The organism is Daejeonella sp. (assembly GCF_049655485.1).
In the GTDB taxonomy this organism is placed as follows: Bacteria; Bacteroidota; Bacteroidia; order Sphingobacteriales; family Sphingobacteriaceae; genus Daejeonella.
In genome coordinates this window covers 1-15,767 of the sequence record NZ_JBASJU010000184.1, presented here as the reverse complement: position 1 = coordinate 15,767, position 15,767 = coordinate 1, and the positions used below count along the sequence as shown (strand labels likewise).

At 42.4% G+C, this 15,767-nt stretch carries 13 protein-coding genes and 1 pseudogene; 5 read left to right on the top strand and 9 right to left on the bottom strand.

The features are described 5' to 3' along the window. Nucleotides 1-99: 99 nt before the first annotated feature. Entirely contained in the window at nt 100-789 is a 690-nt protein-coding gene (locus tag WBJ10_RS07825; RefSeq protein WP_424289011.1) for a YjjG family noncanonical pyrimidine nucleotidase, read from the bottom strand. 140 nt (nt 790-929) lie between these two features. Between WBJ10_RS07825 and uvrB the strand changes: the two genes are divergently transcribed. The 4 genes from uvrB (at nt 930) to WBJ10_RS07805 (ending at nt 6,251) form a co-directional block, all read left to right on the top strand. Continuing rightward, the gene (uvrB, locus tag WBJ10_RS07820; protein ID WP_424289009.1) at nt 930-2,960 is read left to right on the top strand and encodes an excinuclease ABC subunit UvrB; all 2,031 of its coding nucleotides are present in this window, start codon (nt 930-932) and stop codon (nt 2,958-2,960) included. Beyond that, complete coding sequence (locus WBJ10_RS07815) at nt 2,960-3,163, top strand: YwbE family protein (protein WP_424289013.1); 204 nt, start codon at nt 2,960-2,962, stop codon at nt 3,161-3,163. The genes uvrB and WBJ10_RS07815 overlap by 1 nt, the downstream gene beginning before the upstream one ends. 100 nt (nt 3,164-3,263) lie before the next feature. After that, the gene (locus WBJ10_RS07810) at nt 3,264-3,512 is read left to right on the top strand and encodes a DUF4834 family protein (RefSeq protein ID WP_424289007.1); all 249 of its coding nucleotides are present in this window, start codon (nt 3,264-3,266) and stop codon (nt 3,510-3,512) included. A gap of 240 nt (nt 3,513-3,752) precedes the next feature. Further along, entirely contained in the window at nt 3,753-6,251 is a 2,499-nt protein-coding gene (locus WBJ10_RS07805; RefSeq protein ID WP_424289005.1) for a YfhO family protein, read from the top strand. 59 nt (nt 6,252-6,310) lie between these two features. On the opposite strand, the gene WBJ10_RS07800 is transcribed toward WBJ10_RS07805, so the two are convergent. From WBJ10_RS07800 to WBJ10_RS07775, 6 genes are all read right to left on the bottom strand, one after another. Next, complete coding sequence (locus WBJ10_RS07800) at nt 6,311-7,069, bottom strand: glycosyltransferase family 2 protein (protein ID WP_424289003.1); 759 nt, start codon at nt 7,067-7,069, stop codon at nt 6,311-6,313. Beyond that, a complete protein-coding gene (locus WBJ10_RS07795) occupies nt 7,050-8,324 on the bottom strand; it encodes a glycosyltransferase family 4 protein (protein WP_424289001.1) in 1,275 nt (424 codons plus the stop codon). Before WBJ10_RS07795 ends, WBJ10_RS07800 begins: the two co-directional genes overlap by 20 nt. 60 nt (nt 8,325-8,384) lie before the next feature. Continuing rightward, on the bottom strand, nt 8,385-9,281 hold the full coding sequence (locus WBJ10_RS07790; RefSeq protein ID WP_424288999.1) for a glycosyltransferase: 897 nt from the start codon (nt 9,279-9,281) through the stop codon (nt 8,385-8,387). 55 nt (nt 9,282-9,336) lie between these two features. Next, nucleotides 9,337-10,653, bottom strand: a complete 1,317-nt coding sequence (locus WBJ10_RS07785) for an MFS transporter (RefSeq protein ID WP_424288997.1) — start codon at nt 10,651-10,653, stop codon at nt 9,337-9,339. Nucleotides 10,654-10,714: 61 nt separating this feature from the next. Further along, complete coding sequence (locus WBJ10_RS07780; protein ID WP_424288995.1) at nt 10,715-11,533, bottom strand: SDR family oxidoreductase; 819 nt, start codon at nt 11,531-11,533, stop codon at nt 10,715-10,717. Nucleotides 11,534-11,539: 6 nt separating this feature from the next. Further along, nucleotides 11,540-12,355 carry an alpha/beta hydrolase gene (locus WBJ10_RS07775; protein ID WP_424288993.1) on the bottom strand — a complete coding sequence of 272 codons (816 nt, stop codon included), beginning with the start codon at nt 12,353-12,355 and terminating at the stop codon, nt 11,540-11,542. 179 nt (nt 12,356-12,534) lie between these two features. Between WBJ10_RS07775 and uxuA the strand changes: the two genes are divergently transcribed. After that, nucleotides 12,535-13,722: a mannonate dehydratase gene (uxuA, locus tag WBJ10_RS07770; RefSeq protein ID WP_424288991.1), complete on the top strand. Its 1,188-nt coding sequence runs from the start codon at nt 12,535-12,537 to the stop codon at nt 13,720-13,722. A 112-nt stretch (nt 13,723-13,834) separates the two neighbouring features. Here uxuA and WBJ10_RS07765 read toward each other — a convergent pair whose 3' ends face one another. Together WBJ10_RS07765 and WBJ10_RS07760 are read right to left on the bottom strand one after the other, a co-directional pair. Beyond that, nucleotides 13,835-15,217, bottom strand: a complete 1,383-nt coding sequence (locus WBJ10_RS07765; protein WP_424288989.1) for a putative oxidoreductase C-terminal domain-containing protein — start codon at nt 15,215-15,217, stop codon at nt 13,835-13,837. Between the two features lies 1 nt (nt 15,218). Then, nucleotides 15,219-15,767, bottom strand: a pseudogene (locus tag WBJ10_RS07760) (gfo/Idh/MocA family oxidoreductase); the annotation flags it as partial.

Below are 15,767 nucleotides of genomic sequence, written 5' to 3'. Positions count from 1 at the left end.
CTGCAGGTTTTTGGGTAAATGTTTCTTCAGTAACTTCCGTCAGAAGGCTTTCGTACTCCTTAACGGCATTTAATATAGCTCCGAAATGACTGTTTACACTCATAGTATTTTTACTAATTCGCTAAGGCAATGAATCTGATGCATCACGTCATCCGGTTTTTCAACTCGGGCTGGATTAAAGTAAATAGCTTTCATCCCAAACGCTTGAGCACCTCTGATATCCGCTTCCACACTATCACCAATCATCAGGCTTTCAGAGACTTTAGCCTCAGTAGTACTCATCGCATGTTCAAATATAGCTTTATCAGGTTTATTAAACCCAATTATTTCGGAGATGAAAATAGTCCGGAAATATTTTGCAAGACCCGTGTTGCCGATTTTCATTTCTGTTGATTCCTTAAATCCATTGGAAATGATATGGAGCGTATACTTTGTCTCTAAATAGGCAAGGGTATCATGGGCATGAGGAAATAAATTAGTTTTCGTAGGGCAAATTAAAACATAGTCGTCTTCAAACTTCCCTGGTATCAATTCGGGGGAAACTCCAAGTTCAGTAAAGGTCCTGGAAAAGCGGGTCGTACGTAAAACCTCCTTGCTGATTTTTCCTAAGTGATAATCCGCCCAAAGCTGGTGGTTATTTTTTGTATAAACTTCAATAAACAGGTCAGGAGAATGTAAACCCAATTGCTTCAAATCATATGAATGATATAATTCATGGAGGGTCTCTTCTGCATTTTTGTCAAAGTCCCATATGGTATGATCGAGATCGAAGAAGAGGTGTTTGTACATTGGTGGTTGGTGGTTGGTTGGTGGTTGGTGGTTGGTGGTTGGTGGTTGTTAGGCTGCGCTTGCAAACTTACGACCTATAACTTATAACGTATTACGTATAACGTAAAACTTTCTTCCCCTTTAGTATCTTTGTATTGCACATGGAATTTAAATTAACATCCGAATATAAGCCAACTGGTGACCAGCCGGAGGCTATACGCCAGTTAGTTGAGGGAGTTAATAGCGGGGAGCATTACCAGACTTTATTAGGGGTTACAGGTTCTGGTAAAACGTTCACCATAGCGAACGTAGTACAGGAAACCCAAAAACCGATGCTGGTTCTAAGTCACAATAAAACCTTGGCAGCTCAATTATATGGTGAATTTAAACAATTCTTTCCTGAGAATTCGGTTAACTACTTCGTCTCTTATTATGATTATTACCAGCCGGAAGCATACATAGCCTCCTCCAATACTTATATCGAAAAAGATCTTCAGATCAACGAAGAGATCGAAAAGCTCCGTTTACGCACCACTTCTTCATTGATGTCAGGAAGACGTGACGTGATAGTGGTCTCTTCAATTTCCTGCATTTATGGTATGGGAAATCCGGAAGATTTTTCTAATTCAATATTTCGGTTCGCTGTAGGAACAAGGATCAGTAGAAATGCATTTTTACATCGTTTAGTTGAAATTTTATACTCGCGAACTACCGCGGATTTCAAACGTGGTACATTTCGCGTTAAGGGGGATACGGTAGATATATATCCGGCTTACATGGACTTTGCATATCGGGTTTCGTTCTTTGGAGATGATATTGAAGAGCTTGCCACGATTGATCCGGCTTCAGGAAAGACTATTGAAAAAATGACCCACGTCGCCGTTTTTCCAGCTAATCTTTTCATTACACCTAAGGACCGGTTTAATAAGTCAGTCTGGTCAATCCAGGAGGAGCTTGAAAGCCGTAAACAGCAATTTATTGACGAGAAACGTTTTCTGGAAGCTAAACGACTAGAAGAAAGGGTCAATTACGACCTGGAAATGATGCGTGAATTGGGTTACTGCAGTGGTATTGAAAACTATTCGAGATTCTTCGACGGAAGGTCGCCAGGAATGCGTCCCTTCTGTTTGCTGGATTATTTTCCGGACGACTACCTCATGGTAATCGACGAAAGTCATGTTACGGTTCCACAGATCAGGGCAATGTATGGTGGCGACCGTTCCCGGAAGCTTTCTCTTGTTGATTACGGTTTCCGTTTACCGGCTGCTTTGGATAACAGGCCTTTGAACTTTAATGAGTTCGAAAAACTGGCTCCTCAAACCATTTATGTTAGTGCTACCCCAGGGGATTATGAACTGGAACAAACTGAAGGTGTTTTTGTGGAGCAGGTTATCCGGCCCACAGGACTTCTTGATCCGATAATAGAGATCAGGCCTGTTATTAATCAGGTCGATGACCTTTTAGATGAGATCGATAAGACCGTTAAGTTGGGAGACCGTATTCTGGTTACTACGCTGACCAAGCGTATGTCCGAAGAGCTCACAAAATATATGGATCGCCTGGGAATAAAGGTAAGGTACATCCACTCGGAAGTTAAGACGCTTGAAAGAGTTGAAATCCTCCGGGACCTGAGGCTTGGGGTTTTCGACGTATTAATCGGAATAAACCTGCTTCGTGAAGGACTGGATCTTCCTGAAGTTTCGCTGGTAGCGATTCTTGATGCTGACAAAGAAGGATTTTTACGATCAGAACGCTCATTGATCCAAACAATCGGACGGGCGGCGCGAAATGACCGCGGAAGGGTTATCATGTATGCCGATAAAATAACCGACAGCATGCGGGTTACCATTGATGAAACTAACCGCAGGCGGGAGAAGCAAATTGCCTACAACACGGAACATGGAATTGTACCCAGGACGATAGGTAAATCGCGTGAAGCTATTATTGAACAAACTTCTGTAATGGACTTCAAAGGCGGGGTGCAGAGGGCATACGTGGAAAAAGAGATGACTGACAATCTTGCGGCGGATCCAATTGTTCAATATATGACGAAAACTGAACTTCAAAAATCAATAGATAAGACCAAGAAAGACATGGTCAATGCAGCCAAAGACATGGATTTCCTTCTTGCAGCTAAACTCAGAGATGAGATGTTTGCGTTGGAGAAGATATTGGAGGAGAGGTTTGGATGATGGACGGTCAAAATCGAAAAGACATTTACCCCGGCCTTGAGGTCGATATCATCCTTAAGAAGGATCAAAGAACCGGAAAAAGAACCAGAGGTATAGTTCAAAGCCTGCTGACAAGCTCGGCATTTCATTCAAGGGGCATTAAGGTCAGGCTTGAGGATGGTCAGGTTGGAAGGGTAGTGGAATGCTGGAAAGAAGACTTATAACGAACCACGTATAACGTAAAACTTCTTCATAACTTTTACAATACGATGAAACATATTAAAGCAGATATCGTCTATATTTGAGAACTACATAGTTTATACCATGCCTTTATTAAAAATATTATTCATCATTATATGCGTTTTATGGCTGCTTAGAGTAGTGGTCAGGCTATTATTGCCAATATTTTTTCAGAAGATGGTGGCAAAAGCTCAGAACCAGGCAAATCAAAGATATCAGCAACGTAATAACCCCGCTCCTGAGGGCCGCATCACAGTTGATTACATGCCTCCTAAAGAAAAAAGCCGTGGTGAAAGTGCGGGTGATTTTGTTGACTACGAGGAGGTTAAATAGTTCTTATCCAATAGATTCACAGCTTCGCAGGAATAGTTGGTAAACCCACTAGACTGTTAATCTCCAGAGGACGCGAGCTTCGCCGCGTCTGCAGAAGATCCCCGAATAAATCGGGGAAGAGCCACCGCAATCACGAGGCAAAATATCGACAAGCAGATTATTAATTTCAATAAACATTTAATACAAGCCTTGCAGGTTTAAGCTTTTTTCTATTTTTGGCGTTCAACTAATTCAAATAGAATGAATAACTGGTTTAAACGCAATGGCATTCACCTCGCCATCATTGGAATATTTATCGCAATATGTTTCGTGTATTTCAGTCCGGCATTGCAGGGAAAAGCCTTATTTCAAAGCGATGTTATTCAGGCTCAGGGCATGCAGAAAGAGATCATGGACTTCAAGGCCAAGGATGGCAAGGGGCCTCTGTGGACAAATTCTATGTTTGGTGGAATGCCTTCATACCAGATCTGGGTTCAATATCCGAATAACATAACTACCCATATAATTTCGTTCTTCAAAGTTGTTTTCCCAAATCCTATTGATACGGTCCTGCTTTATTTGTTGGGTGCATATTTTTTGTTCTGTGTACTAAGAATGAATCCATGGCTTGCTGCCGCAGGTGCGATAGCATTTGCTTTTTCATCTTATAATTTCCAGATCATTGATGCCGGTCATAGTAATAAAGCGATTGCAATCGCATTCTTTGCGCCTATACTAGCTGGAATAATCATGACTTTCCGGAGGCAATACCTGGTCGGTGCTGCTGTCACTGCATTGTTTCTTGCCATTGAAATCAGGACCAATCACATCCAGATGACTTATTACCTCTTTCTAGCACTTCTTATCCTGGTTGGGATTGAGTTATTCCATGCCATCAAGGCTAAAACCACAAAAGAATTTATTAAATCTTTCGGTTATCTGGCTGCGGCTGCCCTACTGGCGGTTGCTGTAAATGCCGGCGCCTTGTGGACCAGTTATGAATACGCAAAAGAATCAACACGCGGCAAATCGAATTTAACTACTGACAAATCAGAGCCTAATAACGGTCTCGACCGGGATTACGCCTACGCCTGGAGCCAGGGTGTTGGCGAGACTCTTACTTTCCTCGTGCCAAATGCGTATGGAGGTGCTTCAGGAGTTGCTGATTTAGATGCCGACTCCGAAGTTGCAAAAGCATTGACCGCCAAAGGAGTGCCGGCTGAACAGGTTTTACCTGCTATGCAGCAACTTTATCAAATGGGTTTATCTACATACTGGGGTGATAAACAATTCACTTCCGGACCATGGTATTTTGGGGCAATCATTTGTTTCCTTTTCGTATTAGGTTTGTTTATTATCAAAACCAGATTTAAGTGGTGGATCGTAAGCGCAACTTTTTTATGTTTACTCCTTTCTTTCGGAAGACATTTACCCTTCCTGTCCGATCTTTTCTTCAACTACTTTCCGCTTTACAATAAATTCAGAGCGGTTGAGTCCATCTTAGTCATAGCCGCGCTGTTAATTCCAGTGTTAGCTATCCTTGCTGTTAAGGAAGTTGCCTTTCACACAGAAGATCCAAAGCAGCTAAAAAAGCACCTTCTATATTCGCTATATATTACGGGTGGCCTGCTGCTGATATTAATCGCAGTTCCATCAGTGTTACTGGATTTTAGATCTGCAAATCATAGCCAATTTATTGAACAACTTAGCCAGGCAACTAACGGCGACAGGCCATTTGCCGAGAGCATTGCAAACGCCCTGATTCAGGATAGGATTAGCCTCGCACGTATGGATGCATTCCGTTCCCTGTTTTTTGTATTACTTGGCGCTGGATTTATTTGGGCCCTGATAGTTAAGAAACTTAACCCCCAGATAGTCTTTATTCTTCTGGCAGCGGTGATTCTGGCGGATATGTGGAATATCGATCGAAGATATCTTAACAATGATAAATTTGTGGAGGACAACGTTCTTGCACAGCAGTTTCAGCCCAGAGATGTAGATCAGATGATCATGCGCGATCCTTCGTATTTCCGGGTATTTGACCTTAGTGCAGGCAGCCCTTTTCTAAGTTCTACCCCTTCTTATTTTCATAAGAGCCTTGGCGGATACCATGCCGCCAAACTAAAGCGATATCAGGAATTGCTCGACAAGCAATTTAACGGTTCGATAAATGAGGATGTTCTCGACATGCTAAACACCAAGTATGTTATTACCGCTGATGAAACAGGACAAAAACAAACCATACAAAATCGCGCCAGTGCTGCGGGTAATGCCTGGTTCGTACCGAATGTTACTTTCGTAAAAAATGCTGACGAGGAAATGGCTGCAATTAACAGCTTCGATCCCCGGAAGGTAATGGTAGTATCAGAAGAGTTTAAGTCCCTGATTGATTCGAGCAGGATTGGCTATACTCCTGGTAGCTTTATCCGGCTTACCAATTACCATCCGGACGTAATGACTTATGAATACTCGACCGGCAAAGATGCCCTGGCGGTATTCTCAGAAATTTATTATAAATCAGGCTGGAACGCTTATGTAGATGGTGAAAAGATTCCTTACTTCCGGGCTAATTACGTTTTAAGAGCCGCCCAATTACCGGGAGGTAATCATAAACTGGAATTTAGATTTGAACCGGCGTCATATTATACTGGTGAAATCATCTCTCTAATTGCATCAATCATACTGGTCTTATCGCTTGCTTACGCGATATATTTAGAGTTTAAAAAAAGAGAGCCTGAACCTAAGGTATCTGTAAAGTAATCCACAAGGAGGTTTGGCTAACAGTCAAACCTCTTTTTGTGTTAATTCCAGACGAAGCATTAATCGTTGGTCCTACGATGCTTCAAAAAGTAGTAGCCTAATTTTCCGGCAATCATAATATGATGAAACAGGTTAGGAACTAATCCGTAGTGCTTGGAAAAAATGTGGAAACGCTCGATAAGGCTCTGCCGGTGGCGCTTCTTTGACATTCCACCAACCAGGTATTTAGCCACATACATCCGTGTATTAACTATTTTCCTGGCTTTTTTTGCTGCGTTCAGGATCCAATCGATATCTGAACTAAGTTTATAATTCAGATCATAAGGTCCGGTAATTGCCTTTCGTATGTAAATAGCCTGATGGCTGATGCTCATTCCATATTTAAAGTCATTCCAGGTAAAATTTTCAGGAGCTTTATGTCTTCTTTGTCCGAGGCTTTTCCAGCTTTCATCGAACATTTCGGTTTCCCCATAATATATATCTGCGTCCGGATGGCTTGCAAAAACCTTTTCAACAGTGTCGGCAGCGTAAATCTCATCACCGGAATTCATGAATAAAACATAATCACCTGTTGCTTCACGCAGCCCTTTATTCATTGCGTCATAAATTCCTGCATCTTTTTCTGATATCAGGCGGCTTAGCCTGGATTCGTACGATGTAAGGATATCGAGTGTACCGTCTGTGGATGCACCATCAACAATGATGTACTCAATGCTTGGGTATGTTTGATTCAGAACCGATAATATTGTGCGCTCTATATCAGACACATTATTATAAACGATCGTAATTACACTTAGCTTAGGCTGAAATATGCTCATTTAATAGGGTCTTATAAAGTCGAATATGCTGCTCTGCAACTCTTTCCCCGGAAAAATTCTCCATGACGGAATTTCTCGCATTAGACCGCAGCAATTCTCTTTCTGATTGTTTAAATACCCAGCTTATTCCTGCGGCAAGATCCGCTGACGAACGATACTCCGCCAGATAACCATTAACCTGATGTTGAACCATGTCCGGAATACCGCCTGTGGTAAATCCAACAACAGGCGTCCCGCAGGCAAGGCTTTCCATCACAGTATAAGGGAGATTGTCTTCAAGGGACGGAGCCATAAACACATCGGCAGCACTATAACATATTGCCAGTTGCTCTTCTTCGGAAATTGTTCCCAGAAAAGTAGTCTTTACAGGGAAGTCTGGCATATCCTTCGTATCGCGGTTTCCAAATATAATCAGTTCGACTTTTTCAAGTTCGATGTGGTGCTCCCGGGCAAATATCTCCAGTGCTTCGATTAGGTACGACGTTCCTTTATGCAGGTCTTTACGAGATGGCATAAAGCCGCTCATCAAAATAAATTTGTCGGGTGCAATTCCCAGCTTCTCCCGCGACTCTGTTCGGGAACGGGGTTTGAAAATCTCCGTGTCGAGAGTATTAGGGATATTTATAATATGCTTAGACTTTAGCATTTTGCTTTCCAACACAGAATTTGCCATCCATCTGCTTGGCGCAACTATGGTAAAATCAACGTCCCCATAAGCAGTGCTTTTCTTCTTCCAAATACGGTGCGATAGGTCGCTGGGATTGGAGTTTTTTAATACCGGGCAGTTACCGCATTCGACTTGATAGTGATTACAAGTGTATCGTACATGGCAGCCGCCTGTAAAAGCATTGCTATCGTGAAAAGTCCAAACTAACGGCTTATTCAATTTAACGAGTTTGGCCACATCAGCGGGCCTCAAAAACGCATGATTGATCCAGTGGATGTGAATGATGTCGGTATTACTTAGCAACTGATTCTTCGATAAATTTTTACCCCATAAAGGAATCGAAAAAGGTATTGGCAAGCGTTTAACAAACAGCTTATTCAGAAAACGTTCTGATATAATCCCAGCCGCGGTAAGCCATTTAGTAAAAAAGCCGTTAGAAAGATTATGAACCTCTGGATTGCTATTAAAAAGAAAATTTACTGCAACTTCTGAATCTATTCCCTGCTTTTGTAGTGCCCTGCTTAAACGAAGGCATGCTTTGCCAGCACCTCCGTTTCCTGCATACGTATTTAAATGAAGTATCTTCACGAGGATCAAAAATACAAAAATAAAGCGCCTTGTTTTTGTGTCACGACAGCTTATTCCGTTCTATATTTTCTCCTTCAGATATCTGACAATGCGCTGGATCAAACTACCTTTACGATGTTTCAGAAAATATTTGATGCCGTGATATGCCTCTTCGTGCTCACTGATTTCAGTTGGGAATTCACTAACAGCTTTATTGCTTATCTCTACATCGTAAATATTATTCTTTCCTGAATGAATGCCGGAACCGTCATGTCCAATGTTGTTAATCAAAGAGGACGAGGGATTGAGAGTTAGTCCGCCTTGCAAAAAAATAGAAGCATACCAACGGATTGCCCAGGAGTTATTTTGCCCTCTTTTGAATTCCCTAATTTGCTTCCAGAAATTCATATTCCCTTCAATAGAAAACTGGTAACGCTTTTTAGCGTCGAATTGCTCGATGATCTTATCAATATTTGGCTCAAAATGCTCCCAGGCCCGAGCCCAGGTGGCCCAACCCCAGCTAGAGGCTGCCCTGTAAAAGAAGGTCTGCGGCAGACCCGCATTTTTTAGCGGGTACATGTACGCCCCAATATGCATCACTTTTCCCTCTTTTTCATACCGCCTGAGTCCATCATTAAAATATTGAAGAGTATATCGTGAACTAATTAGGTCATCCTCAAAAACAATGACCTTCCCATATTTTGAAGTCAACATAGTAACGCCGTCGATGATGGAATTGGCCAGGCCAAAATTGGTATCTCGATGTACTACCTGTACGGATTTAAATCCATCCACTGCGCTGATGAGGTCACGTACTTCATCCACTTTCGCAATCTGCCGGTCGTCCTTTGCAGCATCAGAGAAAATAAAGAGGCGTGACTCATTAGCAAGAAAATTTTCTTTCAAAAATTTAAGAGTGCGCCTCGTGTGTTCAGGTCGATTATAGACAAACAGGGCAATGGGTGCAAGGTGTTGCATAAGGATAATAATCAACCGATAGTAAAGTGTAAAGATACTATCGGTTGGTTAAAAACTATTTCTCATCAACAATAGGCGTCATCTTTGGCACCAGCAAACGGAACATCACAAACCAGGCAGTCAAATAAGCGAGGCCACAAATGAAAAACATAATATAATACCCTGTTTGGATATGCCCAAGGGCTTTGTAATGATCAAAGAGTTTGCCTGCCAATTTAGCAATCGCCATTCCTCCCAGTCCTCCTGCCATACCTCCCATACCAATAACAGAACCTATAGAACTTTTAGGAAACATATCAGAAACAGTGGTGAAAATATTAGCTGACCAGGCCTGGTGCGCGGACGCAGCAATCCCAATAATAATAACCGCATACCACATGTTTACCGATCCAGCCTGTTGTGAAAATATAACCATTAAGGGAAACAATGCATAAATGAACATGGAAGTTTTACGTGCCCGGACAATTGACCATCCTTTACTTTTCACAAACCACATAGGTAACCAGCCTCCAAGGATACTACCGAAACAGGTCATTGTGTAAACCACAACGATAGGGAAAGTAACCTCCATCCCTTCAAGGCCATATTCAGATATCAGGAACGCAGGCAGCCAGAACAGGAAAAACCACCAAATACCATCCGTCAGAAATTTTCCTAGAATAAAAGACCATGTTTGTTTATAGGTAAGCAGTTTAAGCCATGGGATTTTAGGGCTCTCTTCTCCTTTTTCTTGTTCTGGTTCGACATCGCTATGGATATAATCGAATTCGGCTTTCGACAACTTCTTATGCTTGGACGGAATTTCATACATGGCAAACCATAAGATCAACCAAATCAGCCCCACTGCTCCGGTGGCTATAAAAGCCATTTGCCAGCTGTAAGTTATCGCCAACCAGGGTACTGCAATGGGTGCCAGTATTGCTCCGATGTTAGTACCTGAATTAAAAATGCCCGTAGCAAGAGCCCTCTCTTTTTTAGGAAACCACTCCGCAACTGTCTTGATCGCTGCTGGAAAATTTCCAGCCTCAGAAACTCCCAGCAGTGCTCTGTATGCTGCGAAACTAAACGTACTATTAGCAAATGCGTGGAGTATTGCTGCTATACTCCATAATATTAAGGAGAAGGCATAACCTAATTTGGTACCTATCTTGTCGATAATCCGCCCCACCCCGAGCATGCCTATCGCATAAGCGAGAGTAAAGGCAATAACGATGTTAGAATAATCAGACTCTGACCAGTTAAACTCTTTCTCAAGTATTGGCTTAAGTAAACTGATAACTTGCCTGTCAAGATAATTGATAGTGGTTGCAAAAAACACCAAAAAGCAGATTGTCCATCTGAAGTTTCCGACCTTAGTATTAGTATCTTCCATGTAAAAAAATTTGCTGTTTATTTTAGAAAATTATATTTGATAAATACTCCGAAGCACTTATTTAAACTCCGCTGTTTACAAAAAAACCGCCATCAACATTTATAACAGTTCCGGTTACAAACTCAGAAGCGTCACTCAAAAGCCATACAAGAGCGCCAATCAATTCATCAGTATGGCCGAATCTTTTGAATGGCGTTTGTTTCAACACTAAATTTCCTCTTTCTGTGTATGTGCCGTCTGGATTTGTAAGCAGGGCCCTGTTTTGCTCCGTTAAAAAAAACCCCGGGGCAATAGCATTCATCCTGAGTTTATCGCCGTGACGATTGGCCATTTCAACAGCAAACCACTGCGTGTAACAATCAATTGCCGCTTTGCCCATGCTATATCCCAATACACGCGTAATAACCCGCTTCGAGCTCATTGATGAGATATTAACAATCGAACCCCTTGCGCTATTCTTAACCATAGCTTCGCCCAATACCTGTGTGGGAATTATAGTCCCCCATAAGTTAAGATCGACTGCTTTTCGCATACCGTCCATATTCATGCTGAAAATATCATGCTCCTTAAGAACGACAGCTTCAGGAATATTACCGCCTGCAGCATTTACCAAGCCATCTATTTTACCAAAATGATCTAGAACTCTATTCTTAGCATCATTCAGGCTTTTTTCATCGAGAACATCGGCAACCAATGCTATCGCCCTTCCACCGTCCTTGTTAACTTTGTCGGCTCGCTCATTGGCAACCTTTTCATTTCTGCCCAAAATCCCTACAGCAGCTCCGGCTTCGGTTAGTCCTTTTATAAATGACTGGCCGATAATTCCTGTTCCGCCTGTAACTACGATAACTTTTCCATCTAATGAAAACCTGTTCTGCATTGCTTCTTAATTAAATTGTAATACGTTTTTAAGCCACTGTTCAGCAAGAATTGGCCACTGTTCAGCAGCATTATTTCCTTTTCTCAGTCCGTAACCATGTCCGCCCTTAGGATAAATATGGAATTCAAATGGAAGGTTAAGTTCACGCAAAGCGCCCGCGAGGGGGAGTGGTAAATCATTCTGGTCGTCTGCGGTGAAAAATATAAACAGAGGCGGTATATCCTTTGTCACTTTTATTTCAGGATTGAGCTCCTGTTTCTTAGCACCATTTGCTGTATATGCAGGATAAATAAGAACTGCAAAATCGGGCCTTGCGGAGACCTTATCAGATTTGTCGACTGGCGAATAGGTTTGTTCTGTAAAGCTTGTTGCCGCCATCAATGATAAATGCCCGCCTGCTGAAAAACCCAGCAATCCAATTTTATCTTTGCTAAGCGACCAATCCGATGCTCTCTCGCGCACAAGGCGAATAGCCCGCTGAGCGTCCTGTAAAGCACCTTCCCTTTTCTGAGGTGTTCTATATTCCAGGACAAATACGGTGTATCCTTTATCTGCGAAATATGCCGCCACCTCATCACCCTCAAGGTTTATAGCAAGAATTCTATATCCGCCACCGGGGCAGACAATAATGCCAGCGCCGTTTGATTTCCCAGTGGGACGATATACTGTTAATTGAGGATCAGTAATGTTGGTGATTCTCTTCACGTTTTTGCTCGTATCAGCAAAAAGTTCGGCAGGATGTTTAGCCCCGGTCTCACCAGGTACTTTTCCTGGCCATAGCTTAATGACCTCCTTCTGTTGGGCAAAAGTGTTTATTGTCATCAGGCAGCAAAATAATATTAATAAAAAAAGCCTCATAAAGGTGATTACCGGGTTATTGCTGCTATTTAAACCTACTGCATTTATTTATGTACACCGATAAATAAATATAGACTAATCTCATGGTAAATTAACTTTATCTTGCTTTAAAAAATGGTAGTGAGCTGCAAAAACTTTCTTTAATGCAAAACTTAGAACAGACATTTCGCTGGTTTGGGCCAGATGATGAAGTGACATTAGCCGACATCAGACAAACTGGTGCAAGCGGAATAGTTACCGCTCTGCATCACATCCCTTGCGGGGAGGAATGGACATCCTCCGAGATCGCGAAAAGGCAAAAAATTATACGGGCAGCAGGCCTGAATTGGTCGGTCGTGGAAAGTGTAAATATCCATGAAACTATTAAAACGGGTGAGCCGGACCGGGACCATTACATTGAGAAGTATGCGAATTCACTAAAAAATCTAGCCCGCGAGGGTTTAAAAACAGTGTGTTATAATTTCATGCCCGTATTGGATTGGACGCGCACCCATCTTGATTTCAAGCTTCCAAATCAAGCAAGTGCGTTAAGATATGATGCATCCGCCCTAGCAGCCTTTGAATTATATATCCTGGAAAGAGGATCTGCGTTCGATGAGTATTCGCTGGAACAGCAAAAAGCCGCGAAACGTTATCTGGACAAACTTTCCCTCGATGAAATAAAGCTGGTTACCAATGTAATCATGGCAGGACTCCCCGGCACCGATGAGGTTTTTACTCTTGAGGAGTTTCGGGAACATCTAAAAAGGTATGCCGGAGTTGACGCAGCAAAACTTAAACAGAATTTAGCATATTTCCTTCGGACGATCATCCCTGTTGCTGAGGAGGCTGGTATAAAAATGTGCATTCACCCTGATGATCCGCCTTTTCCAATCTTGGGGCTGCCACGAGTGGTTTCTACTGAAGATGATTTAAAAGATGTTATCAGTTTTGCGCCTTCTCCGAATAATGGCATCACGCTCTGTACCGGATCTCTCGGTGCCCGGCCTGATAATGATATACCTGGAATAGTTGAGAGGCTCGGCGGCCATATACATTTTCTTCATTTACGTAATGTCCGGCGTGAAGCAGACGGAAGTTTCTATGAGGCTGAACATCTAAACGGCAGTACGGATATGTATGCGGTGATGAAGAATGTTATATTGGAGCAGCAAAAGCGACTCCAAAAAGGCAGGAATGATATCGCCATTCCTATGCGTCCGGATCATGGTCACAGAATTCTTGACGACTTTAAAAGGAATACTTATCCAGGATATTCGATAATCGGTCGTCTGAAAGGCCTGGCAGAACTTCGGGGACTAGAAATGGGTATTAAGAAGTCACTTATGTAATTTACTAACCTAATAAAGACCGCACACCCTCACATCTTCCGAGTTAACGTGTGTACCCAAAAGGTAATCTTGCTACACTTCCGAACAGCTCGATCCCTGGTTCAGTGCTTTCTTATTGAGCGCCTTTCTTCGCTATTTCAAGCGCCTGAATAGTCGTATAATACTTTGCTATCATATTGGGTACTTCCCAGGCAGGAAGGTTCTTTTTTTTCAGATACTCCAAAAACTTTTCAGTTACTCTTGCAAAATGTGCTTCGTGACCTTCTTTGTATTTGTCGGGGACGATAACTTCCCACCCCTCAGCCAACTTTCTCAATTCGACCCCCGGGAATTTCTTTTGAACATCCTTGAGTTTGGCGGCCAGCTGAGTGCCGTATTCGCTGGTCTCAGCACCGGCCGGCTCAATATATAAGGCTGGCTTATACTGCTGATCTGGTCCCTGTCGGATAATCAGATTTGCACGACTGCCCCGCATGATTGAATAATGAGTATCACCAGCACCTTCAGGGGCCTTGTAGACCCATTTCACAGAAACTTTAGCGTGCACATCGCGAATTTTGTAATCGAATTCACCATTAGAAAAAACGTTCAAAATGCTATCCTTTGTAACATACTTTTCTAGATAGTCCGGAAATTGATCCACTTTGGTGATCGCTTTAAACTGAGCCAGGCTAAGACCAGTCTCCGATCTTTGAGCTCGCTTAACTTCAATATCTTTCTTATAATCGATGATCTGATCTGGAAAGCATTCCCACTGAATCAAATCGACTAAATGGGTTGTTACATCAACTATTCCTTCACCCTCCTGAGCCACATCGAAAAACCATGCCGGGCGGGTCAAAACACTACCCGAGACATATTTATAGAAATGATGCACGCTCTCTTTTGTCACTGCCGGGTTTTCAAGAGAACCTTTTTCAAGTGTTCCGAATACTTCCGGGATAAGTGAAAACTCTTTTTGAAGCATCGTCGTAATCTCAAATCGTTCCGTCATGATATCATATAGAAGCAACTTCTTATTTTCTGCGACCGCGAAAGCTTCGATTAATTCTTCAAAGCTTTTAGCATCGATGGCCATCGGCTTATCGGCATAAACGTTGAAGCCGGCATCGATCGATCTTTTGATATAGCTGGTCTTTTTAAGATTATTCCCGGCAAGCATCACGACGTTACCTTTTTTTTCAGATAACATTTTCTCAAGGAAGTCATCTCCCAAGTATACTTCCTGCTTCCAGTTTGTAGGCTCTTCCGCGCGTGTATTATAAGACTCTATCTTTTCAAGATGAAGCTGAACATCTGACCCTTCAGGCGCATATACATGAACCACAGAATCGACATCGGCATATGTAGATTTTTGCACCAGGGCCGAATGGAAGTGCCCCGGATCAAGTGTAATTAATTTTACTTTCTTATCGTCCCTGATGCTCATATCAGTTGTGCTGGTGCATCCTGCGAATGCTGTTATTGACATCAGGATAAAAAAAGTACTCCTCATATCAGCTGTTCTTTTTAGAAATATAATTTGTGCCGTAAGGGTATCTCTGGGGTCTTGACAAAAGTTTATTCGCTTCGGCGTTGTCCTTGAAAATTTCCTTTTTAGGATCCCAGTACAATTTACCCGGAACTTTCATTGCAATGTGAGCAACGAGACAGGCACTGCATGACCGGTGGGCAACTTCCACGGGACTGATAGTCTGTTTTTTACTCTGAATACAATCGAGCCAATTGCCATGCTGTTCAGGACTTTCATACAATCTTGTTTCACGGGGTCCAATTTCAGACGTAAGCAGGGCTGGGTTACTTGCCTGAAAAGCCTTGTTTTGTTCTTGTGGGGATGTCGGGTCTGACGATGTAACGGCTCCATCGCCCCTCGAAACAAATATCCATCCGTCTGTACCTTCAAAGCGAATTCCATTAGGATTTTTACTGCTCATCAACATGTTCACCCCGTTCGCATATTTAGCACTAACTTCATAATTCCCATGTACATTCCACAAACCAGATTTAGGGAATTCAGCGGTAGCTTCAAGTTCGATCGGACCGGT

Bases quoted from the DNA above. Each gene is read 5' to 3' on its own strand.
- WBJ10_RS07805 (WP_424289005.1), top strand. From the start codon at position 3,753: ATGAATAACTGGTTTAAACGCAATGGCATTCACCTCGCCATCATTGGA.
- WBJ10_RS07785 (WP_424288997.1), bottom strand. From the start codon at position 10,653: ATGGAAGATACTAATACTAAGGTCGGAAACTTCAGATGGACAATCTGC.
- WBJ10_RS07800 (WP_424289003.1), bottom strand. From the start codon at position 7,069: ATGAGCATATTTCAGCCTAAGCTAAGTGTAATTACGATCGTTTATAAT.
- WBJ10_RS07775 (WP_424288993.1), bottom strand. From the start codon at position 12,355: ATGACAATAAACACTTTTGCCCAACAGAAGGAGGTCATTAAGCTATGG.
- WBJ10_RS07815 (WP_424289013.1), top strand. From the start codon at position 2,960: ATGGACGGTCAAAATCGAAAAGACATTTACCCCGGCCTTGAGGTCGAT.
- WBJ10_RS07790 (WP_424288999.1), bottom strand. From the start codon at position 9,281: ATGCAACACCTTGCACCCATTGCCCTGTTTGTCTATAATCGACCTGAA.
- uxuA (WP_424288991.1), top strand. From the start codon at position 12,535: ATGCAAAACTTAGAACAGACATTTCGCTGGTTTGGGCCAGATGATGAA.
- WBJ10_RS07765 (WP_424288989.1), bottom strand. From the start codon at position 15,217: ATGAGGAGTACTTTTTTTATCCTGATGTCAATAACAGCATTCGCAGGA.
- uvrB (WP_424289009.1), top strand. From the start codon at position 930: ATGGAATTTAAATTAACATCCGAATATAAGCCAACTGGTGACCAGCCG.
- WBJ10_RS07810 (WP_424289007.1), top strand. From the start codon at position 3,264: ATGCCTTTATTAAAAATATTATTCATCATTATATGCGTTTTATGGCTG.
- WBJ10_RS07780 (WP_424288995.1), bottom strand. From the start codon at position 11,533: ATGCAGAACAGGTTTTCATTAGATGGAAAAGTTATCGTAGTTACAGGC.
- WBJ10_RS07825 (WP_424289011.1), bottom strand. From the start codon at position 789: ATGTACAAACACCTCTTCTTCGATCTCGATCATACCATATGGGACTTT.